A 25499-nucleotide genomic window follows, 5' to 3' on the forward strand; every position below is an offset into this window, starting at 1 on the left:
CGAGTTTTTGGGGCGCAGAGCGGGCCTCACAACCAGCGTTTAGCGGCGGGTCTCGCCTGTGCCGGTTCCTTCGGTTTCGATGCGTTCCTTACGGACTTCCTCATCTACCTTGACGTCGTCCCTCACAGTGTCCTTTTCGAGGCGAACGCGCTCAACAGGAACGGTTTCCTTCTCCACCACGGGCCGTTCCTCGTGCAGGGTGACCTCGTGTTCGCTCTCGGTCAGATCCGGACCGGACATGGCGTCGCCGGCGTTGGCGTCCGTGATGGGTTCGCGCTCCAAACGGACTTCTTCGCGCTCTACCGGCACCGTGGTGGTGACGTTTTCCGTGGTGATGTACTTGCGCAGCCGTGCCCTACCGGTGGCTTGCCGTTCGGTACCCACGTTCAGCTGTTCTTCCGACCTGGTCATGGCGTCGTCGCCGCGGCGGGTGTCAGCATCGCGGGTGTAGTCGGCATCAGTGTCCACTGCATCCCTGGTGCCGGTAGTGCCCGTCGTCCCGACAGTGCCGGTAGTGGTGCCGGCATAGTCGCCATGGCCACTGAAGCTGTCCCTGCCCTCAAGTCCATAGTGGTTGTACAGGCGACTTTCCTCGCCCGGATCCAGGTGCCCGTCTTCGGCAACGCGCGGGGCATCCTTGATGTGGTCCTTGCTGAAGGGAACCACCACATCGTCACCTTCCACCGTGGCGTCCTGCAGCGGAATGAACGATTCCGAACTGCCGAAAAGGCCGGTTTTCACGGTTACCCACGTGGGTTCACCCGTGTCGTCGTCGGTGTAGAACGTGCCAATGGAGCCGACCTTGTCACCTTCGGTGGTGCGGACGTTTCCGTTGAGCCCCATCAAACGGTCAATGTTTTCCCTCGCGAGCATGATGTCTCCTTGGAATGCGGTTCTCTTACTGTGGATTGCCAAGCGGGCTGCATCACCAGGCATGGTTTCCGGATGCCGAAACGGAGAATCGAGTCAACCCGTCGGCTTTAAGGAACACCAATACAATAAGCATGCTTAGTGTTTGCTTGGCAAGCCCTAATTGGAGAATCAGTGGCGCTTGCCACACTGCCACGGCAACCGTAGGCTCGAGGCGGAGAAATTAGTACTTGTGCCCAAAGGTATCCACTCTCTCTTACCCGCAAGGGTTCATCATGTCTGCTCAGCCAGAACACTTCCCACTTCCTACCCCAAACCCCGCGCGCCCTCCTCAGTGCCACCATTGCGGCAGCAGTCGGCACCTCACGGTGGACACCATTGGCGCCCATCACAGCCTCGCCTCCGGATTGGTGGAGGTGGGCTACAACTGCGGAAAATGCGGTTCGTTCCTTGCCCATGCAGCAACAGTTGCCGACGTCGCGGATGTCCTGCACACGTCGACGAATCCGCCCGGCCTGCTCCAGTTCGGGGACCATCACCTTCACTGCGGAGTTCCCATGCATACGGGGGCCGGGAAGCAACACGTCCTCATGGTCGATGCCACCGGCCAGACCGTTGACCCGGAACTTGAGGTGTACCTCAACACCAGGGTCCTGCACTGCGATGAATGCGGGTTCCAGATGGAGATTCCCGACTAGCCCCAGCCTGCGCTGGATTTCACCGGCGCTGACTTCACGGCCGCTACGTGACCGGCATCAGGGGGAAAAGCGCACGACGGCGAGCTACCGCCGTCGTGCGCTTTTTGTAGCGCTTCAGGAGCTTGGGTTAGCCGGCGGTCCCGGGTAGCGTGTGCCGAGGACAGGTTGCGCCCCGCCGCTAGCGGACGATCCCAAGGAGTTGCCCCATGAGCAGATCCCACCGAGCGTCACAGCATGAACCGGACACCGCCGTCGAACTCAATCCTTTGTTCAGCAGGCCCGGAGAATCCAACATTTTCCCCCGTTTCACCCTGCCGGACGGGGAATCGTTGCCGGCCACGGCTTACCAGGTTGTCCATGACGAAGCGATGTTGGACGGCAATTCGCGGCTGAACCTGGCCACGTTCGTCGGGACATGGATGGAGACGGAAGCATCCAGGCTTTATGCCGAGACGTTCGACAAGAACATGATCGACAAGGACGAGTACCCGCAAACGGCGCTCATTGAAACGCGCTGCTGGCGAATGCTCGCGGACCTGTGGAATGCGCCGGATCCCGAGAAGAGCATCGGCACTTCCACCATCGGGTCCTCCGAGGCCTGCATGCTAGGCGGTTTGGCCCTGAAGCGACGCTGGCAACATGACCGGCGCGCTGCCGGCAAGTCCACGGAGAAGCCCAACCTCATCCTCAGCTCCGCCGTCCAAGTGTGCTGGGAGAAGTTCTGCAATTACTGGGACGTGGAGCCCCGTTATGTCCCGGTCTCGACCGAGCATCCCACATTGGACGGCCATGACCTGGACAAGTACGTGGACGAGAACACCATCGGCGTCATCGCCATTTTGGGCGTCACTTACACCGGCAAGTACGAACCGGTGGAGCTCATCTCCGAAGCCCTGGACCATATACAGGCACGTCGCGGATTGGACATCCCCATCCACGTGGACGGTGCTTCCGGAGCCATGGTGGCACCGTTCCTGCAACCCGAAACCGTGTGGGATTTCCGGCTTCCCCGCGTCGCTTCCATCAACACCTCAGGCCACAAGTACGGGCTGGTGTACCCGGGCCTGGGCTGGGTGGTGTGGCGGGACGCTGCAGCACTCCCTGAGGACTTGATCTTCCATGTCAGCTACCTCGGCGGGGACATGCCAACGTTTGCGCTGAACTTCTCCCGCCCCGGAGCGCAGGTGCTTCTGCAGTATTACCTCTTTCTCCGCCTTGGCTTTGCCGGATACAGGTCTGTCCAAGCGACGTCCAGGGATGTGGCGCTTTACCTCTCCAGCGAGATCGGGGCGATGGACGCGTTCACCCTCTGGAGCGACGGGTCAGATATCCCGGTATTCGCATGGCAGCTCAGCGACGGCCACACGGAGCACTGGAACCTTCACCACCTCTCGGAACGGCTCAGAATGAACGGGTGGCTGGTTCCGGCCTACCCGCTGCCCGATGGGTTGAGTGAAGTCACAGTCCAGAGGATCGTGGTCCGCAACGGTTTCACCCGTGACCTCGCCTCCAGCTTCCTGGCTGACCTCAAGAAGGAAGTTGACTACCTCGATAGCCTCACGGCGCCGATGCCCACGGACAAGCAGTCAGAAGGCTTTCACCACTAACTCCGGGAAGGGAAGTCCGTATGTGTCGCCTTTTCGGGCTCCACGCCGGTCCACGGCCGGTGCGCGCCACCTTCTGGTTGTTGGATGCCCCGGACAGCCTCTCTGTGCAAAGCCGACGCGAGCCCGACGGCGCCGGCATAGGTACGTTTGATACGGCAGGCAGGGCGCACGTAGCCAAACAGCCTTTGGCGGCGTGGGAGGATCACGCTTTCGCCCGCGAAGCCAGGGACCTGAAGAGCACCACGTTCCTGGCCCATGTGCGGTACGCCAGCACCGGCGCGCTCACCATGGCCAATACGCACCCGTTCGAGCAGGACGGGCGGCCGTTCGCCCACAACGGTGTTCTCCACGGTTTGGACCAACTTGATCAGCGCCTCAACGAGCTCGGCGTGACGGATCTGGTGCTGGGACAGTCGGACAGCGAACGCCTTTTCGCACTCATCACGGCGGAAACGCGCCTCGCCGGAGGGGATGTTGGGACCGGCCTAGTGGAGGCCATCAACTGGGTGGCTCAGGAACTCCCCGTATTCAGCCTCAACTTCATCCTGACCACCGCAACGGACATGTGGGCGCTGAGATACCCGGCCACCCACGAGTTGTACGTGCTTGAACGGCAGGCCCCTGCATCTGGCCCGCTGGACGCCCGAAGTCATCGGATCCGTTCGAAGAGTACTGAGCTTTCCCGTTCCCCACATGTCCTCTTCGCCACCGAACCCATGGACCCGAACCCTGGCTGGCGGCCCATGGCCTCCGGCGAACTGGTTCACGTCGGCCCGGACCTTTCCGTCACCTCCACGGTTTCGTTCCCGCAAGCTCCTTCGCATCTGCTCACCCTCAAAGACCTTGAACCCACCGCGGCGGCGTCGCAGCAGCCTTGACCGCCGCTTCGGCGTTCCGCCCTCAACACGAGCAACGCACGACGGCGACCTTCCGCCGTCGTGCGTTTGGCGCCTTTCTGCGGCGGTAGGCCGCTCAACCGACGGTCTGGCAAACGGGCTTCTTTAGAAAGGCCGCCACTGCTACGGCAGCTGCGAGGCATAGGGCGGCATTCACCGTAATGGCCATGGTGGCGGCAGCCAGCACCGCCGGCCTGTCGCTCGCGCCGAGGTTGAGCAGCTGAGCGGTAAACACGGCGCTCATCACAGGGATGCCCATGGTGATGCCGATCTGCTGGCTCATGGTAGCCAGGCCTGTAGCCATGCCTTGATCTACGTCAGGCAGGCCTGACGTGGCGGTAACCATGAACCCCACAATGACCACCAGGTTGGCGACACCCCCAACGAATGTCGCTACCAGGAGGAGCACAATGGAGGCCGGGTCCGAGCTGAGCAAGACCAACGCTCCGGTAGCCGCTGCCTGAACCACGAACCCGTAGACGATCGCGTTTTTGGCACCAATCCTCCCGATTACTTTGGGCCCCAGCATCCCACCGAGGACGGTGCCCATGCCGAGGACGGCGAACGAAAGGCCGGCACCGAGCGGGGTATAGCCGAGGACCTGCTGCAGGTATAGGGTCAGCAGGAACACCAGCGACGTCTCGGTTAGGAACGCCAGCAGCCCGGCGAGGTTGCCCCACGCTACGCTCGAACGCTTGAGGATGCCGAGGGGCACCAACGGATGCGGCGCCCGGCTTTCAACCTTGGCAAACACCGCAAAGAGGACGACGGCGGCCGCAAGCGCACCGATCGTCAGGGGGTGGGTCCAGGAGTGTTCGGCTGCATGCGTAAGGCCGAAGACCAGCGCGAGCAGGCCAAAGGTGACCGTGATGGCGCCGGGAATGTCCAGCCGGAGCTTGGATGTTGCCCGGCATTCGGCGAGGACAACGGGTGCGATGAGGAGAACGACTGCCGCAACGGGAACATTGATGAAGAACGCCCACCGCCAGCTCAGGAGGTCGGTCAACAGCCCACCCAGGATCGCCCCAGTGGTGAATCCGGCAGCCATCAGGGACCCGTTGAGCCCGAGTGCTTTGTCCCGAAGAGGGCCTTCCGGGAACGAAACCAGCAACAATGACAGGGCCGCCGGTATCACCATCGCCGTAGCGATGCCTTGGCCCACCCTTGCCAGCAGCAGCAACGCCGGTTCAGTCGCGAGGCCGCCAGCCAGGGACGCTGCCCCGAGCAGCGCCATACCGATCAGGAACATCCTCCGCCGACCCGCCAGGTCTGCCACTCGGCCGAACAGCAAAGTGAAGCCTGCGGCACACAGCGCAAAAGCCGTTGCGACCCATTGTAGGTTTTCCAGCGAGAAACCGACGTCGGAGCCGATTGCGGGCAGCGCGACGTTGAGGATCGAGAAATCGACGGCCAGCGTGAAACTCGCTGCCAGGAGGACCATGAGCGCCAGCCGTTGCTTGGTGGTCATGCTTTGTGGGGCCTTGTTTTGTCCTGGATCGACATGGGGATGGCTGGCTCTATTTGTTGTTGGCGTGAGTTTGGTTGTGGGCATGCGTTTGGTTGTAGGCATGCGTTCAGCGTGACCGTCTTCTTGAGCCGTAACCACACCCCGCCGTGGGTACCACTGGCAGTGACAGGACAACCCCGGCGACTACCTGAACAATGAAGGTATGGGTACACACAGCGAACTTGGGGAGTTCCTTCGCGTCCGTCGGGCAGCCTTGCAGCCTGAGGACGTGGGCGTTCTGAATTACGGCATCCGGCGCGTTCCTGGCCTACGACGGGAGGAATTGGCGATGCTGGCCGGGGTCAGCACCACGTATTACACACGACTGGAGCAGGGACTGAGCACCAACGCCTCAGAAGCTGTCATTGATGCAATCGCTCGTGCCCTGAACCTCAGCAAAGACGAACGCGTGCATCTCTTCAACTTGGCGCGTCCGGGAAAAACGAAACGGCGTATGCCCGCAAAGCCGGACAAAGTGCGGCCGGGGATACTGCGGTTGATCCAGTCCATGTCCGGCACGCCGGCGGTGGTCTTGGGGCGTCGAAGCGAAGTGTTGGCGTGGAACCCCTTGGGACATCGGCTCGTTGCCGGCCACCTGGATTTTGACGCGCCTGAGGCCCCCTCCGCTCGTCCCAATATGACCCGCCTGTTATTCCTCGACGATCACACGCGTGAGCTGTACACGCGTTGGCCCGAGGAGGCGGGAAGGGCGGTCGCGTCCTTACGCCTCGTGGCGGGAAAATCCGCTGATGACCAGGAACTGGCGTCACTGGTTGGTGAGCTGACATTAAAGAGCCCTGATTTTGCGAAGCTCTGGGCCCGGCACCCGGTGGAGAACTGCATGTCCGGTGTGAAATACCTGCATCATCCCGAAGTGGGGTATCTGGAGTTGAACTTCGAGGTACTCACGCCGCCGGACGAATCCGGGCACCGGGTGCTCCTGTACGCCGCAGACCCGGGATCAGCGGCTGCGGGAGCCCTGCAACTGCTTGAGGTTTCGGGTGAGAGCGGCAAAGTCCAGCGCGGTTTGGCGGAAATCGACTCCTGAGGGATGCGGGAATTTAGTAAGCATGCTTGCTTTCTTGTCGGGGGTGGTGTTTTGCTTGATTAACCAAAGTTCAGGCACCCGGCTTAGGAGCTGACATGGTCTATGAAAACGGTGCGGGCTCAAGCACTCCCGAAGCCCGCAGGAACGACGTCGTCAGGGCGGAAAAGGATCGCTTCGGCGGTATCAAATGGGGCTCGGCTTTCTTTGGCTGGCTGACGGCCATCGGGATGACCGTCCTGCTCAGCGCCCTGGCCACCGCCATTGGCGTAGGCGTGGGAGCAGCGAATCCATCCGGCGCCGACCAAGCGGCGGACCAGGCTCAGCAGAACGCGGAAACCCTGGGCATCGTCAGTGGAATCGTCCTTGCAGTGGTCTTGTTCCTTGCCTACTACTGCGGAGGGTACGTCGCCGGCCGCATGGCCCGTTTCGACGGGGCCAAGCAGGGGCTCGCCGTGTGGCTGTGGGGCATCATCATCGCCATTATCGTGGCAGTCCTCGCGGCGGTGGCTGGGAGCCAGTTCAACATTCTCGACAATCTCAACGGCGCACCCCAGATACCCGTCGACGGAAGCCTGATGACCACCAGCGGCATCATCGGTCTCGTCATCGCCCTCATCATCCCCCTCCTCGGTGCCATCGTCGGCGGCAAGGCCGGCATGCGCTTCCACAGAAAAGTCGACCAAGTGGGCATCGATCACCAAGACGGAGTCGTCGGCTAGGCGCCGCCTCCGCTCAAGGCCTTTTGACACCAGGCTTCGAACTGCGTTCCTCGATTGGTTCAAGCTCCTGGAACAGCGTTATCTGGAGACCTGCGGGTGCTTCGAGTCGCGAATTCAATGACTTCCACGGGGTCATCCTGGGTTCAGCAATCAAGGTGCCCCCTGCTTCGACCAGGTCTCTAGTGGTTGCGGCAGAATCATCCACTTCGAAGGCGATGCGAATCTTGGCGCTGGGCTGCCCATCGGCCTCCACCTGGTCGATCAGCCGCACTTGGGCGGGGTTGGAAATCTCCAGGGTGGCCCGGCCGGCTTCGAGGATAGTGACGCGGGCATCCCCATCTCCTTCGAAAGCAGCCTGCTCGGGCAGGCCCAGGGCGTCACGGAAAAACGCCAATGCAGCTTCATAGTCCTCAGCCTCAACGACGAGCCGCAACTGCCGGACCGGTGATTTGGGACGTGGATCAATAGTCATGTTTGTACGCTAGGTCCTGCAACCCGGAACTTTCGACAACCCCGGCCTTGGACTCACTTTTTCCACATAGCGTCGATGAGAGCTGATGGATTTTGCGCCATCCTGTCAGGGTTGAGTTATGGAAGGCATAGAGCAGGTTGCGGCGCGGCGGACGGGTCCGTCCGACGCCAGCGAGGCGCCCAGGCGCGTCTCGCCCTCCTCGCTCGACACGCTCTCCCGGCTTTCAACACATGAATGCCCGACGGCGGCATGCACCGACGCGGAATCCTCACTGGCTCCTGAGCTACTTCCTGGACTCGAGTCGGTGCCCGATGCCGGAGAGTCTGTACCTCCAGGGTCGCCCGACTGGTCCGCGCCCGACTGGTCCGCGCCCGAAGACGCAGCACCCGAGGAGGAGGTGCCCGGGCAGTTGCCCTGGCCAAGGGTCTCCGCTCCCGGCAAGTTGCCGGGTTCTTTGTGGCCGGAGCCGCTGCCGCCGGTATCCTCGCCGTCGGGTTTGCCGGCACTGGAAGCGGCGCTCCTTGAGAGTGCTGCCGCAGCGGACGCGCTGAGATCAATAGCTGCCGATGAGGCCCGGTTGTTTGGGTTCGTTGAGGCTGCCGACTTTGCGGGCAGCATCGAAGAGATCTCCCGGTCCTTGGAGTACCTGCAGGTCGTCGCGGCGCAGGCGGTCGAACGGACCCGGAAAGAAGCACAGCAAACAGGACCTGGGTCGTTAGGGTCCACGGGTGGCGCGCCGGAGTGGCGGACCGGTTGGACAGAACCAGGGCCAGGACCCGGTGTGGGACCAGGATCCGGTGTTGCGCCGGATTCCCTTGGTGAAGCACGCTCCAGAAGCGCAGAAGCTTCCAGGAGCGGGGCCGTTTCCGTGCCCGGTCCGGGGCCAGTAACTAGGCCCGGATCCGTATTCGGGGCGGGTTCCGGAGGAGGGCCTGCTGATTCAAAAGTGAACCCTTTGGATGACGGGTACCGGAATGCCGCTGAGTTCCTTCGGGCCCGGCTGCGGATCAGCATCGGAGAAGCCCGGCGCAGGCTCGCCCTCGCCCCCGAAGTCCTTCCCCAGGCGGGAATGGCCGGGCAACAAATCCCGGCCCGACGCGAAATACTGGCCGACGCCCTCTCCGCGGGAGACCTGCCGTCCCGGTCCGCGACCATCATCAGCACCGCACTGGACCAAGTCCGGCAACTCACCGATGAGAACACCATCACCCGAATGGAACACGCCCTCACCACCACCGCCCTCGAATCCGACCCGGACTTCGTCACCAAAATGACCAAACGCTGGACCGACAGGATCGACCAGGACGGCCCCGAACCGTCCGAAGAAGTCCTCCGCCAACTCCAAGGCGCGTTCCTCCGCCGCCGACGCCGCCACGGACTCCACCACCTCGAAATCTTCGCCACCGCCGAACAATACGAAACCCTCACCACCGCCATGAACACCGCCACCAACCCACGACTCACCACCGGCAACAATCCCACCGGACCAGAAGACAAACCTGGCAAAGCAGACCTGGACCGCCGCAGCCGGGCCCAGAAACTCCTCAACGGCCTCGTCGGAGCCTGCGCCCTCGCCATGACCACCGGGAAACTGCCCTCCAACGGCGGACTCCGACCCCAACTCACCGTCACCATCGACGAACGCGACCTCTTCGAACGACTCAACAACCACAACCACCAACGACTCAGCACCGGCCCGGCCGGGAACCGGCTCAGCACCGGCACAGCAACCTTCACCGGCCCGATCCACCCAAACACCATCCGCAAAATCGCCTGCGACGCCGACATCATCCCCGTCCTGCTCGGAACCGACTCCCAAGTCCTGGACATCGGCCGCACCACCCGGATCTTCCCACCCCACATCCGCAAAGCCATCACCGCCCGCGACGGCGGCTGCACCTTCCCCGACTGCACCACACCCGCACCCTGGTGCGAAGCCCACCACACCACCTACTGGTCCCACGGCGGCACCACATCAACACACAACGGCACCCTGCTCTGCAGCCACCACCACCACCTCATCCACAAAGAACAATGGCGCATCAACATCACAACCGGAATCCCCTGGTTCATCCCCCCACCCCACCTCGACCCCCAACAAACACCCCGACGCAACCACCACCACACACCCCAAAGAACATAAAGATGTGGTGTTGTGGTCCGGGCTGATGTGAGTCGGGGGGCCCGAGGGCCGCGACCAGAGCTACCGTGCAGCCGGCCAGCCTGTGTACGACTCCGCCAGATATGCCTTGGCGTGCTCGGACGTCACCACAGAGTGAAGCTCACCAAGCTGTCGGGCACGATCAAAGTCGTCGGCTCCGGGAACCGTGTGCAGCATGGACGTCATCCAGTACGAGAAGTGCTGGGCCTTCCACACACGGTCCAGGGCCCGCTCGCTGTAGGAATCGAGCAGGGTGGTCGAACCGTTCGAGTAGAACGAATCGAGGCCTTCGAAGAGCACTTTGACGTCGTGAATAGCCAGATTGAGCCCCTTGGCGCCGGTGGGTGGGACGGTGTGCGCAGCGTCGCCCGCGAGGAAAAGGTTGCCGTGGCGCATGGGGGTGTGCACGAAGCTGCGGAAAGGCAGGACCATCTTTTCCAGGACGGGGCCTTCCTTGAGCTCAAAGCCATTGCCGTTGACGCGCTGGCGGAACTCGGACCAAATGCGTTCGTCGTCCCAGTCGGCAACGTTTTCCTTGGGGTCGCACTGGAAGTACATGCGCTGAACAGTTTCGGTGCGCTGGCTGATCAAGGCGAAGCCGTTCGCCGAGTTGGCATAGATGAGCTCGTCGGCGCTGCGGGGGGCCTCAGCGAGGATTCCGAACCATGCGAATGGGTACTCGTGGAAGTACCACTTGCGGTTGGCTTCAGGGATCTGGAAGCGGCAATGGCTGCGCGACCCGTCGGCGCCCACCACGAAGTCGGCCTGAATTTCAAAGTCTTGGCCATCGGCGTCGGTGAACCAGACCTTGGGCTTGCCTTCAAGATCGTGCACAGTGGTGTTGGTGACGCTGTACCGAACGTCGCCGCCGTCGGCCTCCCGCTTCGCGGCAAGATCCATGAAGACGTCCGTCTGCGGATATAGCCACACGGATTCCCCCACCAGTTCCTTGAAGTTGATGCGGTGACTCTCGCCGTTGAAGCGCAATTCGATGCCATCGTGCCGGTCGCCCTCTCGCAGCACCCGGTCCGAGACACCCGAGTCAACCAACAGGTTTACGGTGCCGTGCTCGAGGATACCGGCACGGACTGTTTCCTGAATCTGCTTCCGACTGCGGATCTCCACCACCACGGATTCGATTCCCTGTTTTGCCAGCAAGTGGGAGAGCATCAGGCCTGCGGGACCTGCTCCCATGATGGCGACTTGGGTGGTAACTGATGTTCGTGCCATGTTTATCCTCGCTTCGTTGCGGATCCCTGCTTGCTCCGAAGCGGGACGAATCTGACATCAGTGTGACCCGCGTAGCGTGACTGTCGTTACAGCACTTCCATTCAATGGAAGGACTTAGTCCCCCAGTTGGCGGCCGATCCCCCTAGCCGCAGTCTGCAGTGCGGGCACCAGAGCCTGCAACCGCATCTCCGCAAGAGGAACCACCACTCCGAGCGCCGCCACTGTGCGGCGCTTACCGTTCATCACCGGCACGGCAATTCCCCACGTGTCCGGGTCCACCACACCAGCCAGTTGCGCGTACCCCTGCTGAGCTGCCTCCGCCAAGAAATGACGCACGACGTCGGCAGTCACTTTTCCCGATTGGTCCGCGAACTGCTCGAGGTACTCCGCCTGCAGCTCCCGCGGCTGATGTGACATCAGGGCCAGCCCCGCCGAGGAAATATGGACAGGCATCCGCCCGGCGATCCGTGCCCGGTTGGCTACCGATCCCCGCCGCGAAAGCCGCTCAACAAAAAGCGCTTCCCATCCATCAAGTACGGCGAGGTTCACATTCTGGTTGAGGACCTGCTGGATGTCCTCCATGAAGGGCATGGCTGCCTGCCGGAGAGCCAACGTAGGCGAATTCCGGTTGACGAGCTCCCACAAGCGCAGTCCCAAACGAACAGTCCCGCCGGCCCCAAGATCCAGGAGCCCATGCTCGGAAAGTTGCCGCACCAAGCGATGAGCTGATGACAACGGGAGTCCGGCACGGTCGGACAGCTCGCTCAGTTGCAGCGTGATGACGCCTTCCGGAAAAGCTTCGATGACCCGTACAACGCGGTCCACCACAGAATCGCCTGATGCTGAGTTGGCCACATGCACTCCTGATTTGTCGGCGAACCATCTTCCATTCAATGGTAAAACGTGTGCCGGGCAACATCATGCGGTGATACAACTCTCATGACTGACCGAACGTTCTGTGGTCGGCACCAACCACCAAGAAGTACCGAGGACGCTATGCCAACGATGTCATCTGCCCGCCGCTCCCAATGGCCCGTCTGGCTCTGTTGGCTGGCCATGGTCCTGGACGGCTTCGACCTGGTGGTCCTGGGCACCGTCATCCCGACACTCATCAAGACCGGTGAGCTGGGCTTCGACGCCGTCGGAGCCACCTTCGCCGCCACCATTTCCTTGGTGGGCGTGGGCCTTGGCGCCCTCTTTATCGCACCGCTTTCCGACAAGTTCGGACGCCGTAAACTGCTGATCGCCTGCGTGGCAAGCTTCTCGCTCTTCACCATAGGAGTCGCCTTCGCGCCGAACGTCGCCGTCTTCTCGCTGCTTCGCATGCTGGCCGGGCTCGGGTTGGGCGCCTGCCTCCCCGCGGCCTTGGCATACATCAACGACTACGCACCAGCCGGATCTGCGGGCAAGTCCACCACTCGAACCATGACCGGTTATCACGTTGGCGCGGTAGCAACGGCACTCCTTGCCATTTTCATCGTTCCGAACTGGCGACTCATGTTTATCATCGGCGGTGTAGCCGGGCTGCTGCTCCTGCCCTTCCTGTGGGTCAAGCTGCCGGAATCGCTCCCCGATGCAGCCTCCGCCAAGACCGGCCCGGCCAAGACCAACGAACTGAAGGCGAGTGAACCCGCAACGGCACCAACCGCCGTCGAGCATTCAACGGGCACAAAGCCAAAGACCGGGTTCCGCGACCTCCTGCAGAAGCCGTATCCGCTGGTTGCCGTGGGCATTGGCATCGCGTCGTTCATGGGGCTGCTGCTGGTTTACGGACTGAACACGTGGTTACCGCAGCTAATGGCCGCCGCCGGATACCCCGTCAGCACTGGGCTGACACTGCTGTTGGTCCTGAACCTCGGCGCCGTCGCGGGCCTTTTCCTGGCCGGAATCCTGGCCGACAAGCATGGGACCAAGAAGATCGTGCTGATGTGGTTCGGCCTCTCGGCCGTGTTCCTTGCCATTCTGAGCTTCAAGATCCAGAACGAGTTCCTGCTCAACGCTGCCGTGTTTGTCACGGGAGTCTTTGTCTTCAGCTCGCAGGTGCTGGTCTACGCCTGGGTTAGCCAGCTGTTCCCGTCCCGCCTCCGCGGAACCGCCCTGGGCTTCGCTGCGGGGGTGGGCAGGCTCGGTGCGATCGTAGGACCTGCAGTGACTGGGACCTTGGTTGCCGCAAACATTGCCTACCCTGCCGGCTTCTATGTGTTCGCTGCTGCAGGCGTATTGGCAGTAGCCGCGCTGTTTCTTGTACCGCATGAGGTCAAGACAGCAGAGACCAGTGTGCCGGTTGGGCTTTGAACAATACGATAACCGCCGGACCCTAAAAGGGCGACCGGGACCTCGAGCAGAGCGCCTCCCGAGCCTTCCCCAATAACTGAGGTCCGGCAGCGAGGCAGCGGTCCGTAGAGTTTTGAAGAGCCGGGAATGCCTGGACAGCCGAGTCGAAGTGGTCTTCCCGGATCATCCGTTCGATGGCCCGGCACTGGTCTTCGGTGTCCAGGGCGCCGACCATGGCCGAGGAAATCTTCAAGCTCAGGATGGCATCCATGCTCGCGTTGACGTCGTGCTCGCACAGGCCACTGGAGATGCTGAGAATCCGTTCAGGCAGCATGGACAGGTAGGTGGAGAGAAAACGGAGCGCAGGTGTTGAGTCTCCCAACTCATCAGCCAGCGCTTGCAGCCTGCAAGGTTCCAGAATCATCGCCTGCGGGGCGGGGCCCGGATCCTCACTCACCACTGGAAGCCTGGGGAGCTGCGGCACCTTCCGGCGCTGACTTTTTGGGATCTTTGGTCCAGATGGAGGCGAGCATTCCGATGACCAGGATGGCGGGGGCGGCGTACATGAGGGTGTTCATGACGAAGGGTTCCCGGAGGGCGCGGATGGCGTTGCCGACGTAGGGGATGGTGGCGACTTGCTTGTCCACGGTTTTGCCTTGGAGGGTGGCGATCCAGGGGTCAATGCCGTTGTTGGCGTCGCCTTTGGTTTGGACGGCGACGCCGCCGTCGGCGGTGGTGGTGATCTCGGTAATGCGGTGGGTTTCCACCCGTTGGTCTTCGACGGGGATGTGGTAGGTGATGACGTCTCCTACCTTGATGTCCCTGACGGGGGTCGGGGTCGTGACGACGACGTCGCCCGGGTTGATCAGCGGGGCCATGGAACCGGTGAGCATGGTTGATGTTTGGTAGCCGAAGATACGCGGCCCGATCGCCAGGAAGAGGAACACCACGGCGGCAAGGACCAGCATGCCCACGCCGATGCCCTTAACTACCTTGCCGGCAATCCGGCGGAAGGCACTCGGTTTTCCACTGCCCGTTGCCGTGATGCCAGCTTCCGTAGGCATAACGACGGCGGTGGGCCGGGTCGCGGAGGTGGGGGTCGCCGAAGCGGGAGTCACGGCGGTACCCGGCCCGGTAACTGGTTCTGCGGTTTCGAGAACCTGCGTGGCGGAACGCCGGCCCTGGACTGCGGGTTCGTTGATGCTGGTGATGGTGCTCATTGCCTGGCGTTCCTTTCGTTGTTGGGTATGGCTTTACCGGCGGACCTGATCGGGCAGGGGGGCGCCCGATCAGGCCCGGCGGGGCTGTTGTGTTGCTGTTATTTGGTGGTTTCGGTGCGTTGGGTGCCGGTGAAGGCGAAGGCGATGGTGGAGGTGGCGCCTTGGAAGTCGTTGTTCGCGGTGGTGGGGAACGCGGTGGTGACTTTGAGGTTGTCGGTTTTGGCCGAGGTCAGGGAGGTGAGGTTGGTCAGGACTTTGTTCGCGGCGATCACCGGTGAGGACGCGACCACGGTGGTTTTGGTGCCCGTGCAGCTGTAGGGGGCTGCGGCGCCGGTCCAGGCGACGGAGCAGTTTTCGATGGTCAGTTGCAGGCCGTTGGTGGCGTCGGTGGTGAGCAGGGACGCGGTGGTCCCGGCGGAGGTGGTGAGGGTGACGTTGTTCAGGTCCGAGTTGCCGGTGTTGGCCAGGGTGACGAGTTTTTCGACCTTGTCGCCCGGGAGCAGGCCTGCGATGGGGACGTTGAGGGTGTTGGCCGGGCCGGGGGCGCCGAGGGCGATGGTGACGGTCCCGGCGGTGACTGCCTGGGAGGCGGAGGTGGAGGAGGTGAACGCGCCGTAGGTGCCCATGCCGGCCACTGCGGCTGCGGTGCCGACCAGTGCGACCGAGGCGAGGATTTTGCCGGAGGTGGTCTTGAGGCTGATGGCCATCTGAGTATGGTCCTTTCGGGAGGCCACCGCGGGTCCGGCCGGCCGTTCATTTTCCAGCCTCTCTGGCTGGCAAGAACTACTGTGCCGGGCCCGGATCAAGAACAAATCCTATGTTCGGTCAACAATTCCTCAGGAAACCATCAAGACTTCCAGCAGCCACACAGACCTCATGTGCAACACTTCTTGGTGCACATGAACGGCTGATTGGAGCACGACAATGCCAATGTGGTTGCAGGCCCTGATATGGGGAACACTTGCCGGCGGGGCCTTGGTCCTTGGGGCGGGTATCGCGTGGATCTGGAAAGTACCGCCCAAAATCGTGTCCACGGTGATGGCATTCGGCGCCGGGGTATTAATCTCTGCCTTGGCTTTCGAACTGGTGGACGAAGCCGTGCAAGGCGGCGGTTTGCTCCCCACGGTCCTGGGCTTTCTTCTGGGCGCCCTCATCTTTGTGGGTTCCAACGCCCTCCTTGCCCGCGCCGGAGCCAAGCATCGTAAGCGTTCCAGCGGCGCTCAGCCCTCAGAAAAGGACTCCCCTGGAAGCGGCACCGCGATTGCAGTTGGGGCCCTCATTGACGGCATTCCGGAATCAGTGGTCTTGGGCGTCGGCCTCCTGGCCGGAGGGGCAGTTAGCCCGGCCATGCTCGCCGCCGTCTTCATTTCGAATGTGCCGGAGGGCCTTTCCAGCACGGCAGGCATGAAGAAGGCCGGACGCAGCCCCGCTTACGTCTTTGGGACGTGGGCTGGCATTGCTGTGTTCAGCGGGCTTGCCGCACTCCTTGGGTACACCGCTCTGGAAAACGCTCCGGAGACCGTGATCGCGTTCATCACCGCCATCGCTGCAGGTGGAATCCTGGCCATGCTTGCCGACACCATGATTCCCGAGGCATTTGAGGAGCACCATAACCTGACCGGGCTGACGGCCGCCGTCGGATTCCTGAGCGCGTTTACTATTCACCACATCGGCGGCTGAGCTACGCGGGCAAAGTCCCTGCAAACTAGTGCAGCAGCCCAATTAGCGGCAACGCAACCGCCGTCGAGACGGCCATGGCCGCTGTATTGCCGATGACTGGATGGAAGCCCGCCGTCAGCCGCGCGGATATTGCCCTGGCCAGGGGCGGTGCGAGGACAGCACCCATCACGGCACCGCCCACTATTGCCGTCCAGGAGCCGCCATACGCGAGTACTGCCGCAGGAGCCACTGATACCACGGGCGCGTAGGTGGCCGCCCATCCTCCGTCGCGGTACCAGCCCCGCCACAGCGAGACGCCGATGGCCGAGGTCAATGCCTGGGCAAACAGTATGTGCGGCAGCAGGCCCGTCCCGTACGACGGTAGCGCCGGGTTCAGGACGAAAGCCGCCGCCACAGCCAGGATCACACAGGCCGCGGCGAGCTCGTTGGCGACAAAATGGGTTTCAGTGAAGTCCTTAAGCACCCTGCGCGCAGCCCAAACGGCATCGCCGGCCAAGTTTCGGTTGAAGCTCGACGGCGGCAACTCCGGTTGCGTCGGCGGTCGATGCTTCCGAAGGACAAGCCACGGCATCCGCCGGGCGGCCAGGAACGAGATGACCGAACCCACCGACATTGCGAGGACGCTCCCCACCACGGCCGGCAGGCCAAGCGGTTCTGCGATGGTGGGTATGAACAACAGCGCCAAGGGTGTTGTAATGGCCGCCCCAAGCACCGCGCCGGTGATGCAGGTCCGCCAACCCGCGCCGTACATAAGGACCAGGGCGGGCGCGACGCAAACGAAAGGCACAAACGTTGGCTGCCATCCGTCGTCGAGCATCCATCCGAACATCAGATTGGACAGAATCAAACTCATGGACGCTGATGCCAGAACCCAAGGCCAAAGGCCCGTCCCATAGCTAAGGGATCCCGCCCATTTCGAACCTCTCCGGCCAGCCCACCACGCGACCACTGCGCCCGCGAGTAGTCCGAGCGCGGCGAGATCGGACTTGTAGAACAGTGGCTCGGTCATGTCGCCGAGGAACCAGCGAAGGGCCGCCAACGGCGTGTCAACGGCGTCTTGCTGCCAGCCCGCGTAACCAGGACCAATCCGCGGCGAATACTGGGTCAACATGTGGAGGAGAAAAGCGAATACACCGACGGCGCCCGCCATTCCGAAAGCTCCCAGGGCAGTGCCGGCGGCTCCGCGTTCGACGCCGGGTTCGGAGCTGGGTTCGATGCTGGGTTCGGCGCTGGGTTCGGGCGAAGTTCCCGGCTGCGGGGTGGCGTGATCGGCTGCAAAAGAGTGCGTCATTGGTGGCCCTATGCGTGCGGAGTTGCGTGGCTTTGAGCAGCGTAACCGACCCTTTGACGTCGTATGCACCCGGACAGTTACAGGAGATTTGTGACCGAAGGGCTGATGTAAATATCGCTTTGCACATCGAAACAGGGGCGGCGACTATGGGCTCTGTCGCATCAGTGCTGCTCGCCCGGGTACGTCTTCGCGCCATCCATCAGCCAGGACGCCCCTGCCCATCGCTTTCTACGCGAACATGAGCAGGTGGACGTCATGGTCTCGAATACAGCAAAGAGGCCCCGACCCTGCAGAAATTGCAGCAGCGTCGGGGCCTCTTGGCGTTCAGTCAGTTATGCCTTCTTGCGCGTGACCAGTCCCCAGATGATGAGGACCAGCAGCGCGCCGCCGATTGCGAGCAGCCAGGTGGAAAGCGACCAGAACTCATTGATGCCCACCTTAAAGAGCGCGCTGCCGATCCAACCACCCAGTACGGCGCCCACGACGCCGAGGAGGATCGTGGTGATCCAGCCGCCACCCTGCTTACCGGGCATGATGGCCTTTGCAATGGCGCCGGCAATCAAACCCAAAATAATCCAACCGATGATTCCCATTTTTCATTCTCTCTTTCATGGTGGAGGCCCCAGTTCGGCATAAGGACACATGCCGCTATCTGCCTGATTGTTGGCTACCAGCTGAGCCGGCGGAGCATGCCGACGGCTTGGCTGGCAGACGGCCTGCCGGCAGGATCGGGGTCTGTCATGGCATGAAGCACCATGGACCAGCGCCGCCGCACCGTGCCGGGAATTCGGGGTTCCCCCAGAGTCCTTGCCACCATGGACTCGAGGGGAGGGCCTGGGAACGCTTTGGTTCCGGTCAGGCATTCAAGTGCAACCAGGCCCAGCGAGTAGATGTCGCTGGCGGTTGTGGACGTTCCGCCGCATACCTCTTCGGGGCTGAGGTAATGCGGTGTGCCCGAGGAAGAGTTGGGGGCCGCGTGGCGTCCGTTGATGGCAATTCCGAAGTCCGCCAGTTTCGCGGTTCCAAGACCGCGCGGGTCGGACGCGAAGTCCACCAGGATGTTGCCGGGCTTGATGTCGTTGTGGACGATTCCCCTGCGGTGGACGTGCGCCAGGGCGCGGGCAATGTCTGTCATCCAGGCGGCCGTTTGCTCCGGAGAGGCAGCATTATTCTGCAGAAATCCACGCAGGTCCTTGCCCCCTACCAGCTCCATCACCACAAAGCTGCGGCTTTCCTGACTGGCGCCGGCGCCAGTTTTACCGGCGTCGCCGGCATCTACTGCGTCTACTGTGTCGCCGGAGTCGAGGACCCTAACGATATTCTTGTGCCGCAACCGTCCATGGATTTCCAGCTCCCGCCGGAACGGGGCGTTGTCCATGGAGTCCGTTGACCTGAAAATCTTCACAGCTACCGATTTGCCTGATAGCAGGTCCAAGGCCTCGTTGACATACGCTTCCGAGCCTCCACCCAACTGGGCGCCGAGCCGGTAGCGTCCTCCAAGCACCACCTCGGGGTGCATCGAGCTGGCAGCCATCGCGCCGCGATCACTTTGAGCGACCTGCCGATCAGTTTGAGCGACCTGCCGATCCATTCCAGCGGCCCCGCGATCAGCGCGGACGACCGCCCGGTCAAGGAGCGTCACTGAAGGAGGGTTTCGATTTCGGTGGCAGGCACTCCGGTCACGTCGGCCAGAGCGCGAGGATCGACACCGGCGTCGACCGCCTTTTTGAACGTCAGCTCGAGGGTGTTCTGGGCAACGGCGAGCTCATGCTGCAGGCTCTGGCGGCGGAGAGCCGCGATCCAGACACCGCTCACGGGGTCCAGGGCGTCAATATCCATCCGGAAGCCGCAACCGCATGCCCACTCGGGCCAGATCGGCTCAACTGAAACCCACTGCATGGAGTCGTAGGATGGCCCGGCGGAGATGGCCATGTGGGAACCGCAGTGCACGGGCCCCTGGGGGATAGCCTGTTCCGTGACAATGTCAACGGTATTTTCAGCCACTGGTGTGGAGCTTGGTTCACGCAGCGCGACTGTCATCGTTCTCTCCCACACATTCCCTAGTAAGTAGCTTGGCTATCTAGTTATATGTGTACTTACTACTTAAGTCCAGCCGGGACTAGGTGGCAACGCCGTCGATCGCCCCTCGCATACGCCTGAGAAAGTCCACCACAACTGCTGATTCCTCAGCGCTCAGGGTCCCCGCCACCTCCATCATTCGGGCATGCATATCACCCAGGGTGCTGCGTACCTCCTGATCTGATCCTGGAGTTGGTCTGAGAATAAGTGCTCGTCGATCAGTGGGATGCGGCTCGCGAGTGACATAGCCAGACCTGACCAGCCGATCCACCAGCGAGGTCATGGAAGCGGAAGTCATTCCCAAGCGGACAGTCAACTCCTTGGGCCCCACATCCCTGCCGGCCCGCTCGGCTTCCAGCAAGTAGCGGAGCGCCAGAAGGTCCGTTTCGCCCATCCCCGTTGATGCCTGGGTTCTGCGCCGCATGTCAGCTTCGGCTGATCGGTAGTCCCTGAGTGCATTCAGGACGTCCACGGCGCCCATCTGCTTGCGGCGCTCCAGCCCGTACCAGTAGCCCTGACGTTCACTTCTGTCGCTCATCACCAGTCCTTTGGTAGACATGTATCTCGCTTGTCTAACCAATTGATCCTAGGTGATCTGATCAGGCGGTGCTGACCGCACCCCCAGGTCTCAGGCGCTAAGAGCCTGTCCCGTTTCTCCGCATACGACGCCAAACAGCCGGCGCCACTACGACGGCCACACCGACGGCGGCTCCAATGACGGTCTCGATGATGCGGTCGCGGAGCAGCAAAGCCGGATCAACCGGCGCGGCCAACAGCGTGGCAATCAAGGCCAGCGGCGTCACGAAGACCTGCGCCACCAAATACTGCCGCGCGATGAACATCTCCGCCCCGAACTGGCACGCGGCGATGACCAGGACCATGGCCCACGGTGCCGGGTTGAGCCAGAGAATGCCGGCCAGCAGCACCAGTCCGATCACCGTTCCCGCGATCCTTTGGATACCTCGACTGACCCTGTGACGCGTCGAGTGACCCACCAACGGCACCACAGCCGCCACCATAGCCCAATAGGTGTGCCCGAACCCGAGTCGCTCCCCTACCAACGTTGCGATGGTTCCCGCCAACCCTGCGGCCACGAGATAACCACCGCCCTCAAGCCAGATCGCCCGGCGCTCAGCTGCGGTGTGACGGATGGGTGGCGGCCGTTTCCACGGGGTCCGGTGGCTTCTGAGCACGCGTGAAGACATGCCGATGAGCAAGCAAAAGACGGTAGTCCCCACCGCCACCAGCATCGCTTCCCATAGGGGAGGCTGCGCGGCGATGGAGGCAATGGCAGCGAAGGCAAAAATGTGAAAGAGCGAGCCGCCGGGCCGTAGCCTCCAAGCAGCCACCACCACGGAGCAGACACCGGCCACCACAGTGGTAGCAGCCGTCAGGAGCCAGGAATAAGCTGCACCTTCGATGCCCGCGGCCTGCGCAAAGCGAGCCATAAGTGTGGCCAGGAGAACGATCAAAAGCATGAAGCCGCCGGCGCGCAACTGGCTCCGGAAACGCACGCTGTGGTGCTCGTTCCGGCCATAAATTCCGGTGAACGCACCGAACGAGGCGAACACTGCCAGATCCAGTCGTCCCAGCAAGGTCAAAGTAATCAGCGGAACAAACACACCTACAGCGCAGCGGAGTGCGGGATGGTGGTCCTTGTTTCCAGGACCCATCGTGAACATTTCCGCTACAGCCTTCAAGTGGCAGCTCGCCTTTCGTCGCAGGATCAAACGCACGACGGCGGCGCTGGCGTCCGCTTCAAGGTTACGCCCGGGCTTTAGGGCTGCCCGGGCAATGGGCGCAGATAGTGCCCCTTATCACGTCTGCGAGGGGCACTATCTGACGATCATTCCTGAGGTCAGAAGCGGGACGGGGCTCCTTGTACCGACGAGGTGCCAAGCTGGTTCCCAGCGACGTCGGTCAGGCCGGAGGCGGGGGTGTAAGTCGGGAAGATAGTGTCCGAAGTGAGGGTCGCCCCTCCGGCACTACCTCCACCCAAAGTGACAGTGAGTGTTTGGGCTGTGGAGCTCCAGTGCAAAATGCCGCCGCTGTTAGGTGAACCGAAAGTCAAATTGCTCGATGCGTAGTGTCCTCCGAGAGCAACCGCGCCTACTCTTAGCACCGGGCAGCTATTGGTAATCACGGAAAGAACGTCGTTGGAACCGACATTCACCACAACCCGGTTGTTCCCGTTGCCGCTCACAGTTTGTGTGCTGTCGGGGCTGGTCCAGGTACTACAGATGGTGCTGGCCCTAAGCGGCTCGGAGAATGTCAGCGTCACATAATCGCCCGACTCAACCTTGCCGGCTGTGGTTCCGCCGTTAGTGAGCTGAACCCCGGTCACCGTCGGCGCGGTCACGTCCTTCGTGGAATCTGCCGTACCTGCAGGGCTGGTGTTGCCGGCTGCATCCGTTGCACGAGCTGAGTAGTTGATAGTTCCTTCGTTGAATGCGCTCGTGTTCAGCGGTGCTGCCGTCCAGTTTCCGGAACCGTTGGCCGTCATGGTTTGCGTCAAAGGCTGGGCCCCGGCACCGGTGACCGTGAGCACCACGGTTGAACCAGGTTCGGCGGTGCCGCTGACGGGAACGTTGTTCACGTTGCTGGAATACACGTACGCAGGGGCAGTGATAACAGGTGCTACGGGTGGGGTCGCGTCCAAGGCCGTAGCTGCGCTCCGGGTGCTTTCCGCGCCCTGCCATGCCGAGAGCAACGGTGTTACAGCGTAGTACCAGGTCCCGGTAGGAACGTTGTTGTCCACACAACTGAGGGCGGCGATAGTTCCCGCGCAGGTTCCTGCCGCAGCCATCCCGGTACCTGCCGTCGCTGTGGCGTAGCGTGCGATGCTGTAGCCGGTCACGGGCCGTCCTGCCGCCGTCGTGCTTGCAGTCCAAGTGACCGTCACGCTGGTGCCGGAAACGGCGGTGGCGGGCCTCGCGCCCTGCGCTACGGCGTCGGCCTTGGCTGCCCCGAAACCGCTGCTGACCGAGCCCCAGAACGCGCTGGCAGCCGGCCCTCCCCACGAGACGAGGAGAATGCCGGCCACAATCACGGCAACCCTGTTCCAGAGGCCAAAGGTGGCGGGCGAGGACGTCGCCCCGCCAGTGGTATGACGAAGCCGACTCACTTCCGCACCTCCAGAGTGACGGGAACATTGAACGTGGCGCCTTGGCAGGCGGACACCGACGCCGAACTCATGGTGGCTGCATTGCCAAGCGTGAGCTGGAGGGAGGTGTTCGCCTGAATGGTTACAGCGGGTGCCAACGGTGCCGGTGGGGGCGTGAACGTCACTCCGGTGATGACGCAGCCGGGGTGGGCCGCATCAGCGGTCACGGGGCCATTCAATGTGAATCCGTAGATGGTCACGGCATGCGGGTTCGGGTTGTAGGCCCGGAGGATGACGTCGGCAGTCCCGCCGGGGACCAGACTGGTTTGCAGGGTATCGCCCGGGACGAGTGCGTCCACCGTGACGGTCTGCAGGGTGCCATTGGTTGCCGATCCGCTTCCCGCGCCAGTGGAGGCCCAGTACGCGTAGGCGGTCCCTACGCCGCCCAGAATGCAGAGAGCCACAGTGGCGGCCGCGGTTCGGGCCAGGCGCCCTTTGCCGGGAATGCGGGGAGTTCGGACTGTGGTCTTCATGTCAGTTCGCCTGTCCCGTGCCGGTGTATGCGAGTTGGAGGGTCGCGCCTTTGCAACCGTCCTGGAGCGTGGATGAGTCGAGCATGGCGATCTGCGGTCGCTTGGACTCCGGCACACCGAGTGCGGAGAGTGAGCGGGTGCCCGGTGCAACCGTCAGCGGATACGCCCCCGAATACTGGGTGATCTTGTAGTCCGCCGTGGTGCAGGGCAGGTTGGCCGCCTCCGCCGCGGGAGTCCTGACCACTTGGCTGATAGCCACAGTCAGGTTGGTCACGGCGATGCTCCTGTTGCTGGAGTTGGAAATCTGGAGGTTCACGGGCCTGGTGGTTCCCGGTGCGAGCAAGCCGTCCACCGAGCCGGTGACGTCAAATGACCGCTTGACCTCCAGCACGTGCAGCTGCGCCGGAGCTGAAGCCTGCACAGATCCGCTGGTGCCTTTCACCGTGAAGTCCGTTTTGCCGGCGGCTGTGGTGGGTGCCGTTTGCACTGTCATGGTCATATGCGCGGTGCTCCCGGAGGTGAGAACCACCGACGACGGTTGCCAGGCCGCCTCCGCTCCGGCCGGCAACCCGCTGGCGGCGAACATGACGGTTCCCGTGAAGCCTCCCGTGGAAGTGGCTGACACGGTATACGTGGTGGACTGCCCCTGGTCCAGGCTCCGGCTTGTGGGAGACAACGCGACCACAAACCCTTTGGAGACCTTGGTTTGGTTCCCTTGGGAGGCGCCCTGCCCGCTGCTGGCCGCGAGGGCCGCCACCGGGACCAGGGCAACTACGAGCGCCAGTATGAGCGCACGGAGTGGCACTCGTGCTTGGCCGAACGGCGTTGTTCGCTGAGGCCGGGGGTCCATGGAAGCTCTTTTCGGACGTGTTCGGGGCTGCGGGCAGAAATGCGTAGGCCGGGGACCACCACTCGCAAGGTGGTCCCCGGCGGTCAGGCGCTACAGGCTGGTGACGTTGACGGTTACGACTGCACCCTTGCAGGCGTTCTGGTTCTCCGTGGTGCTGTCGTTGAACTTCAGCACGCCGCTGCCAACGGACGTCCCGGCGGTGCCGGCAGCCACAGGGCTGTTGCTGGTGTTGGCCGTGACCTCGAACCAGGTCGGAAGACAGGTCGCCACATTGGTGGTCACAGTGGCGCTGAGGGCACCCACCACGGTGCTGGAGGTTGTGGCGTTATCTGCCGTGTAGGCCACATTAACCTGGTTCCCGGGAGCGAGCCCGCCGTCAAACGTAGCGTGGAGGGTTACGGTTCCGCCGCCAGGCGCATTGGTAGCCTCGCCGCTGCCCGAACCCGTGGTGGTCCAGTAGGCGTAAGCGGCTCCGCCGCCAACTGCCACCAGTGCCACGCCGGCGACGGCTGCTGTGATCCGGCTCTTCTTGGAAAGCTTGCGCATGATAAGGCTCCTTGGTTGATCTACGTCCCGGGGAGCCGCATCGCAACCCCCAGCATCCGATCGGTGTTGTCGGATGAAGCGATGACCCCAATAGTTCAGTCCGCACAAGCCCTCTGGCTAGTGTCCGGGGTACCTCACTTTTCCGCTCGAACAAGGGGTCGGGAATACGTTCATCCCGCATGCGAGTACTCAGTTTCCGGCAGGTGACTACTTGGATGCGGCCCAGTGTCCGCCGTTAGGACGGGACAGTTTGTACTCAGTTTTGAAGAAACAGCTTCAGGGCACTTGCGGAGCCGAAACCGCCGGCCACGTCCGGCTCTGGTTGTGGACTGCGCGAACCTTGTGCCTGTCTTGAGCAAAAATTGCGCTGGTGTTCGAATGCTGCAGTTTCATTACTTGACCCCGCGGCACTTAACCTCCGACGGCGGCCAGTCACCTCAGAGAGGCAACCAACCGCCGTCGTACTACTGCTGTTGACGATACTGACACCCGTCCGGCGGGCGAACGTCAGCCGGACGAGTCAGACCGGCTGCGGGGAAGCGTCCAAAGAGTTGAAGCTGCACAGCTGAATGCCGTTGGTAGGGACAATTTCAACACGTGGGGAGCATGAGGAGTCATTGTGGTGATGCTGTGCGGGGTGTTTAGCCGTGGGCGGCGAGGATGGTGGAGGCTTCCTGGCGGGTGGTGCCGGAGTCCTGGATACCCTCGGCGATGT

The 25499-nt window shown here is 62.5% G+C and carries 26 protein-coding genes; 8 read left to right on the top strand and 18 right to left on the bottom strand.

Features of this window, described 5'->3' with window-relative positions; all coding sequences use genetic code 11:
• Window positions 1–39: 39 nt before the first annotated feature.
• A complete protein-coding gene (locus ACIQTW_RS19260; protein ID WP_402940314.1) occupies window positions 40–873 on the bottom strand; it encodes a PRC and DUF2382 domain-containing protein in 834 nt (277 codons plus the stop codon).
• A 365-nt stretch (window positions 874–1238) separates the two neighbouring features.
• Between ACIQTW_RS19260 and ACIQTW_RS19265 the strand changes: the two genes are divergently transcribed.
• The 3 genes from ACIQTW_RS19265 (at window position 1239) to ACIQTW_RS19275 (ending at window position 4053) form a co-directional block, all read left to right on the top strand.
• Window positions 1239–1568 (top strand): hypothetical protein, encoded by a 330-nt coding sequence (locus ACIQTW_RS19265; RefSeq protein ID WP_402940317.1) that lies wholly within the window; start codon window positions 1239–1241, stop codon window positions 1566–1568.
• Between the two features lie 206 nt (window positions 1569–1774).
• Window positions 1775–3175 carry a glutamate decarboxylase gene (locus tag ACIQTW_RS19270; RefSeq protein ID WP_402940319.1) on the top strand — a complete coding sequence of 467 codons (1401 nt, stop codon included), beginning with the start codon at window positions 1775–1777 and terminating at the stop codon, window positions 3173–3175.
• Window positions 3176–3195: 20 nt separating this feature from the next.
• Window positions 3196–4053 carry a class II glutamine amidotransferase gene (locus ACIQTW_RS19275; protein ID WP_402940322.1) on the top strand — a complete coding sequence of 286 codons (858 nt, stop codon included), beginning with the start codon at window positions 3196–3198 and terminating at the stop codon, window positions 4051–4053.
• A 94-nt stretch (window positions 4054–4147) separates the two neighbouring features.
• Here the strand turns inward: ACIQTW_RS19275 and ACIQTW_RS19280 are convergent, their stop codons facing one another.
• Window positions 4148–5539, bottom strand: a complete 1392-nt coding sequence (locus tag ACIQTW_RS19280) for an MFS transporter (RefSeq protein WP_402940325.1) — start codon at window positions 5537–5539, stop codon at window positions 4148–4150.
• A 202-nt stretch (window positions 5540–5741) separates the two neighbouring features.
• On the opposite strand from ACIQTW_RS19280, the gene ACIQTW_RS19285 reads away from it, so the two are divergent.
• Together ACIQTW_RS19285 and ACIQTW_RS19290 are read left to right on the top strand one after the other, a co-directional pair.
• A complete protein-coding gene (locus tag ACIQTW_RS19285; protein WP_402940328.1) occupies window positions 5742–6626 on the top strand; it encodes a helix-turn-helix transcriptional regulator in 885 nt (294 codons plus the stop codon).
• A gap of 95 nt (window positions 6627–6721) precedes the next feature.
• Window positions 6722–7345 (top strand): hypothetical protein, encoded by a 624-nt coding sequence (locus ACIQTW_RS19290; protein WP_402940331.1) that lies wholly within the window; start codon window positions 6722–6724, stop codon window positions 7343–7345.
• A 13-nt stretch (window positions 7346–7358) separates the two neighbouring features.
• On the opposite strand, the gene ACIQTW_RS19295 is transcribed toward ACIQTW_RS19290, so the two are convergent.
• A complete protein-coding gene (locus ACIQTW_RS19295) occupies window positions 7359–7817 on the bottom strand; it encodes a VOC family protein (protein WP_402940334.1) in 459 nt (152 codons plus the stop codon).
• 118 nt (window positions 7818–7935) lie between these two features.
• Between ACIQTW_RS19295 and ACIQTW_RS19300 the strand changes: the two genes are divergently transcribed.
• Window positions 7936–9960 (top strand): DUF222 domain-containing protein, encoded by a 2025-nt coding sequence (locus ACIQTW_RS19300; RefSeq protein ID WP_402940337.1) that lies wholly within the window; start codon window positions 7936–7938, stop codon window positions 9958–9960.
• A gap of 60 nt (window positions 9961–10020) precedes the next feature.
• Here ACIQTW_RS19300 and ACIQTW_RS19305 read toward each other — a convergent pair whose 3' ends face one another.
• Both ACIQTW_RS19305 and ACIQTW_RS19310 read right to left on the bottom strand, forming a co-directional pair.
• Window positions 10021–11208 (bottom strand): 4-hydroxybenzoate 3-monooxygenase, encoded by a 1188-nt coding sequence (locus tag ACIQTW_RS19305; protein ID WP_402940339.1) that lies wholly within the window; start codon window positions 11206–11208, stop codon window positions 10021–10023.
• 114 nt (window positions 11209–11322) lie between these two features.
• On the bottom strand, window positions 11323–12063 hold the full coding sequence (locus ACIQTW_RS19310) for an IclR family transcriptional regulator (protein WP_402940342.1): 741 nt from the start codon (window positions 12061–12063) through the stop codon (window positions 11323–11325).
• A gap of 141 nt (window positions 12064–12204) precedes the next feature.
• On the opposite strand from ACIQTW_RS19310, the gene ACIQTW_RS19315 reads away from it, so the two are divergent.
• Window positions 12205–13503, top strand: coding sequence for an MFS transporter (locus tag ACIQTW_RS19315; protein ID WP_402940344.1), 1299 nt, complete (start codon window positions 12205–12207; stop codon window positions 13501–13503).
• 22 nt (window positions 13504–13525) lie between these two features.
• Here the strand turns inward: ACIQTW_RS19315 and ACIQTW_RS19320 are convergent, their stop codons facing one another.
• The 3 genes from ACIQTW_RS19320 to ACIQTW_RS19330 form a co-directional block, all read right to left on the bottom strand.
• Window positions 13526–13939, bottom strand: coding sequence for an Hpt domain-containing protein (locus ACIQTW_RS19320; RefSeq protein ID WP_402940347.1), 414 nt, complete (start codon window positions 13937–13939; stop codon window positions 13526–13528).
• Window positions 13932–14702 carry a signal peptidase I gene (locus ACIQTW_RS19325; protein WP_402940350.1) on the bottom strand — a complete coding sequence of 257 codons (771 nt, stop codon included), beginning with the start codon at window positions 14700–14702 and terminating at the stop codon, window positions 13932–13934. Before ACIQTW_RS19325 ends, ACIQTW_RS19320 begins: the two co-directional genes overlap by 8 nt.
• A gap of 98 nt (window positions 14703–14800) precedes the next feature.
• Window positions 14801–15409: a TasA family protein gene (locus ACIQTW_RS19330; RefSeq protein ID WP_402940353.1), complete on the bottom strand. Its 609-nt coding sequence runs from the start codon at window positions 15407–15409 to the stop codon at window positions 14801–14803.
• 217 nt (window positions 15410–15626) lie between these two features.
• On the opposite strand from ACIQTW_RS19330, the gene ACIQTW_RS19335 reads away from it, so the two are divergent.
• Entirely contained in the window at window positions 15627–16382 is a 756-nt protein-coding gene (locus ACIQTW_RS19335) for a ZIP family metal transporter (protein ID WP_402940356.1), read from the top strand.
• A 25-nt stretch (window positions 16383–16407) separates the two neighbouring features.
• On the opposite strand, the gene ACIQTW_RS19340 is transcribed toward ACIQTW_RS19335, so the two are convergent.
• From ACIQTW_RS19340 to ACIQTW_RS19385, 10 genes are all read right to left on the bottom strand, one after another.
• Window positions 16408–17673 (bottom strand): hypothetical protein, encoded by a 1266-nt coding sequence (locus ACIQTW_RS19340; RefSeq protein ID WP_402940359.1) that lies wholly within the window; start codon window positions 17671–17673, stop codon window positions 16408–16410.
• A gap of 332 nt (window positions 17674–18005) precedes the next feature.
• On the bottom strand, window positions 18006–18266 hold the full coding sequence (locus ACIQTW_RS19345) for a GlsB/YeaQ/YmgE family stress response membrane protein (protein ID WP_091463889.1): 261 nt from the start codon (window positions 18264–18266) through the stop codon (window positions 18006–18008).
• 74 nt (window positions 18267–18340) lie between these two features.
• Window positions 18341–19315 carry a serine/threonine-protein kinase gene (locus ACIQTW_RS19350; protein ID WP_402940363.1) on the bottom strand — a complete coding sequence of 325 codons (975 nt, stop codon included), beginning with the start codon at window positions 19313–19315 and terminating at the stop codon, window positions 18341–18343.
• A complete protein-coding gene (locus ACIQTW_RS19355) occupies window positions 19312–19713 on the bottom strand; it encodes a hypothetical protein (protein WP_402940366.1) in 402 nt (133 codons plus the stop codon). Before ACIQTW_RS19355 ends, ACIQTW_RS19350 begins: the two co-directional genes overlap by 4 nt.
• A gap of 79 nt (window positions 19714–19792) precedes the next feature.
• On the bottom strand, window positions 19793–20290 hold the full coding sequence (locus ACIQTW_RS19360; protein WP_402940369.1) for a MarR family winged helix-turn-helix transcriptional regulator: 498 nt from the start codon (window positions 20288–20290) through the stop codon (window positions 19793–19795).
• Window positions 20291–20387: 97 nt separating this feature from the next.
• Window positions 20388–21452 (bottom strand): FUSC family protein, encoded by a 1065-nt coding sequence (locus ACIQTW_RS19365; protein WP_402940371.1) that lies wholly within the window; start codon window positions 21450–21452, stop codon window positions 20388–20390.
• Between the two features lie 158 nt (window positions 21453–21610).
• Entirely contained in the window at window positions 21611–22876 is a 1266-nt protein-coding gene (locus ACIQTW_RS19370; RefSeq protein ID WP_402940374.1) for an Ig-like domain-containing protein, read from the bottom strand.
• Entirely contained in the window at window positions 22873–23388 is a 516-nt protein-coding gene (locus ACIQTW_RS19375) for a hypothetical protein (RefSeq protein WP_402940377.1), read from the bottom strand. Before ACIQTW_RS19375 ends, ACIQTW_RS19370 begins: the two co-directional genes overlap by 4 nt.
• A 1-nt stretch (window position 23389) precedes the next feature.
• Window positions 23390–24238 (bottom strand): hypothetical protein, encoded by an 849-nt coding sequence (locus ACIQTW_RS19380; protein ID WP_402940380.1) that lies wholly within the window; start codon window positions 24236–24238, stop codon window positions 23390–23392.
• A gap of 90 nt (window positions 24239–24328) precedes the next feature.
• Window positions 24329–24784, bottom strand: coding sequence for a hypothetical protein (locus ACIQTW_RS19385; RefSeq protein WP_402940383.1), 456 nt, complete (start codon window positions 24782–24784; stop codon window positions 24329–24331).
• Window positions 24785–25499 lie beyond the last annotated feature (715 nt).

Source organism: Paenarthrobacter sp. NPDC090517, assembly GCF_044769165.1.
In the GTDB taxonomy this organism is placed as follows: Bacteria; Actinomycetota; Actinomycetes; order Actinomycetales; family Micrococcaceae; genus Arthrobacter.

What these genes read in the sequence shown, in the direction of transcription:
- ACIQTW_RS19380 (WP_402940380.1), bottom strand. Translation starts at nt 24,238, where the DNA reads ATGGACCCCCGGCCTCAGCGAACAACGCCGTTCGGCCAAGCACGAGTG.
- ACIQTW_RS19295 (WP_402940334.1), bottom strand. Translation starts at nt 7,817, where the DNA reads ATGACTATTGATCCACGTCCCAAATCACCGGTCCGGCAGTTGCGGCTC.
- ACIQTW_RS19275 (WP_402940322.1), top strand. Translation starts at nt 3,196, where the DNA reads ATGTGTCGCCTTTTCGGGCTCCACGCCGGTCCACGGCCGGTGCGCGCC.
- ACIQTW_RS19345 (WP_091463889.1), bottom strand. Translation starts at nt 18,266, where the DNA reads ATGGGAATCATCGGTTGGATTATTTTGGGTTTGATTGCCGGCGCCATT.
- ACIQTW_RS19335 (WP_402940356.1), top strand. Translation starts at nt 15,627, where the DNA reads ATGCCAATGTGGTTGCAGGCCCTGATATGGGGAACACTTGCCGGCGGG.
- ACIQTW_RS19315 (WP_402940344.1), top strand. Translation starts at nt 12,205, where the DNA reads ATGCCAACGATGTCATCTGCCCGCCGCTCCCAATGGCCCGTCTGGCTC.
- ACIQTW_RS19300 (WP_402940337.1), top strand. Translation starts at nt 7,936, where the DNA reads ATGGAAGGCATAGAGCAGGTTGCGGCGCGGCGGACGGGTCCGTCCGAC.
- ACIQTW_RS19325 (WP_402940350.1), bottom strand. Translation starts at nt 14,702, where the DNA reads ATGAGCACCATCACCAGCATCAACGAACCCGCAGTCCAGGGCCGGCGT.
- ACIQTW_RS19285 (WP_402940328.1), top strand. Translation starts at nt 5,742, where the DNA reads ATGGGTACACACAGCGAACTTGGGGAGTTCCTTCGCGTCCGTCGGGCA.
- ACIQTW_RS19260 (WP_402940314.1), bottom strand. Translation starts at nt 873, where the DNA reads ATGCTCGCGAGGGAAAACATTGACCGTTTGATGGGGCTCAACGGAAAC.
- ACIQTW_RS19270 (WP_402940319.1), top strand. Translation starts at nt 1,775, where the DNA reads ATGAGCAGATCCCACCGAGCGTCACAGCATGAACCGGACACCGCCGTC.
- ACIQTW_RS19385 (WP_402940383.1), bottom strand. Translation starts at nt 24,784, where the DNA reads ATGCGCAAGCTTTCCAAGAAGAGCCGGATCACAGCAGCCGTCGCCGGC.
- ACIQTW_RS19340 (WP_402940359.1), bottom strand. Translation starts at nt 17,673, where the DNA reads ATGACGCACTCTTTTGCAGCCGATCACGCCACCCCGCAGCCGGGAACT.
- ACIQTW_RS19375 (WP_402940377.1), bottom strand. Translation starts at nt 23,388, where the DNA reads ATGAAGACCACAGTCCGAACTCCCCGCATTCCCGGCAAAGGGCGCCTG.
- ACIQTW_RS19355 (WP_402940366.1), bottom strand. Translation starts at nt 19,713, where the DNA reads ATGACAGTCGCGCTGCGTGAACCAAGCTCCACACCAGTGGCTGAAAAT.
- ACIQTW_RS19280 (WP_402940325.1), bottom strand. Translation starts at nt 5,539, where the DNA reads ATGACCACCAAGCAACGGCTGGCGCTCATGGTCCTCCTGGCAGCGAGT.
- ACIQTW_RS19305 (WP_402940339.1), bottom strand. Translation starts at nt 11,208, where the DNA reads ATGGCACGAACATCAGTTACCACCCAAGTCGCCATCATGGGAGCAGGT.
- ACIQTW_RS19330 (WP_402940353.1), bottom strand. Translation starts at nt 15,409, where the DNA reads ATGGCCATCAGCCTCAAGACCACCTCCGGCAAAATCCTCGCCTCGGTC.
- ACIQTW_RS19360 (WP_402940369.1), bottom strand. Translation starts at nt 20,290, where the DNA reads ATGAGCGACAGAAGTGAACGTCAGGGCTACTGGTACGGGCTGGAGCGC.
- ACIQTW_RS19290 (WP_402940331.1), top strand. Translation starts at nt 6,722, where the DNA reads ATGGTCTATGAAAACGGTGCGGGCTCAAGCACTCCCGAAGCCCGCAGG.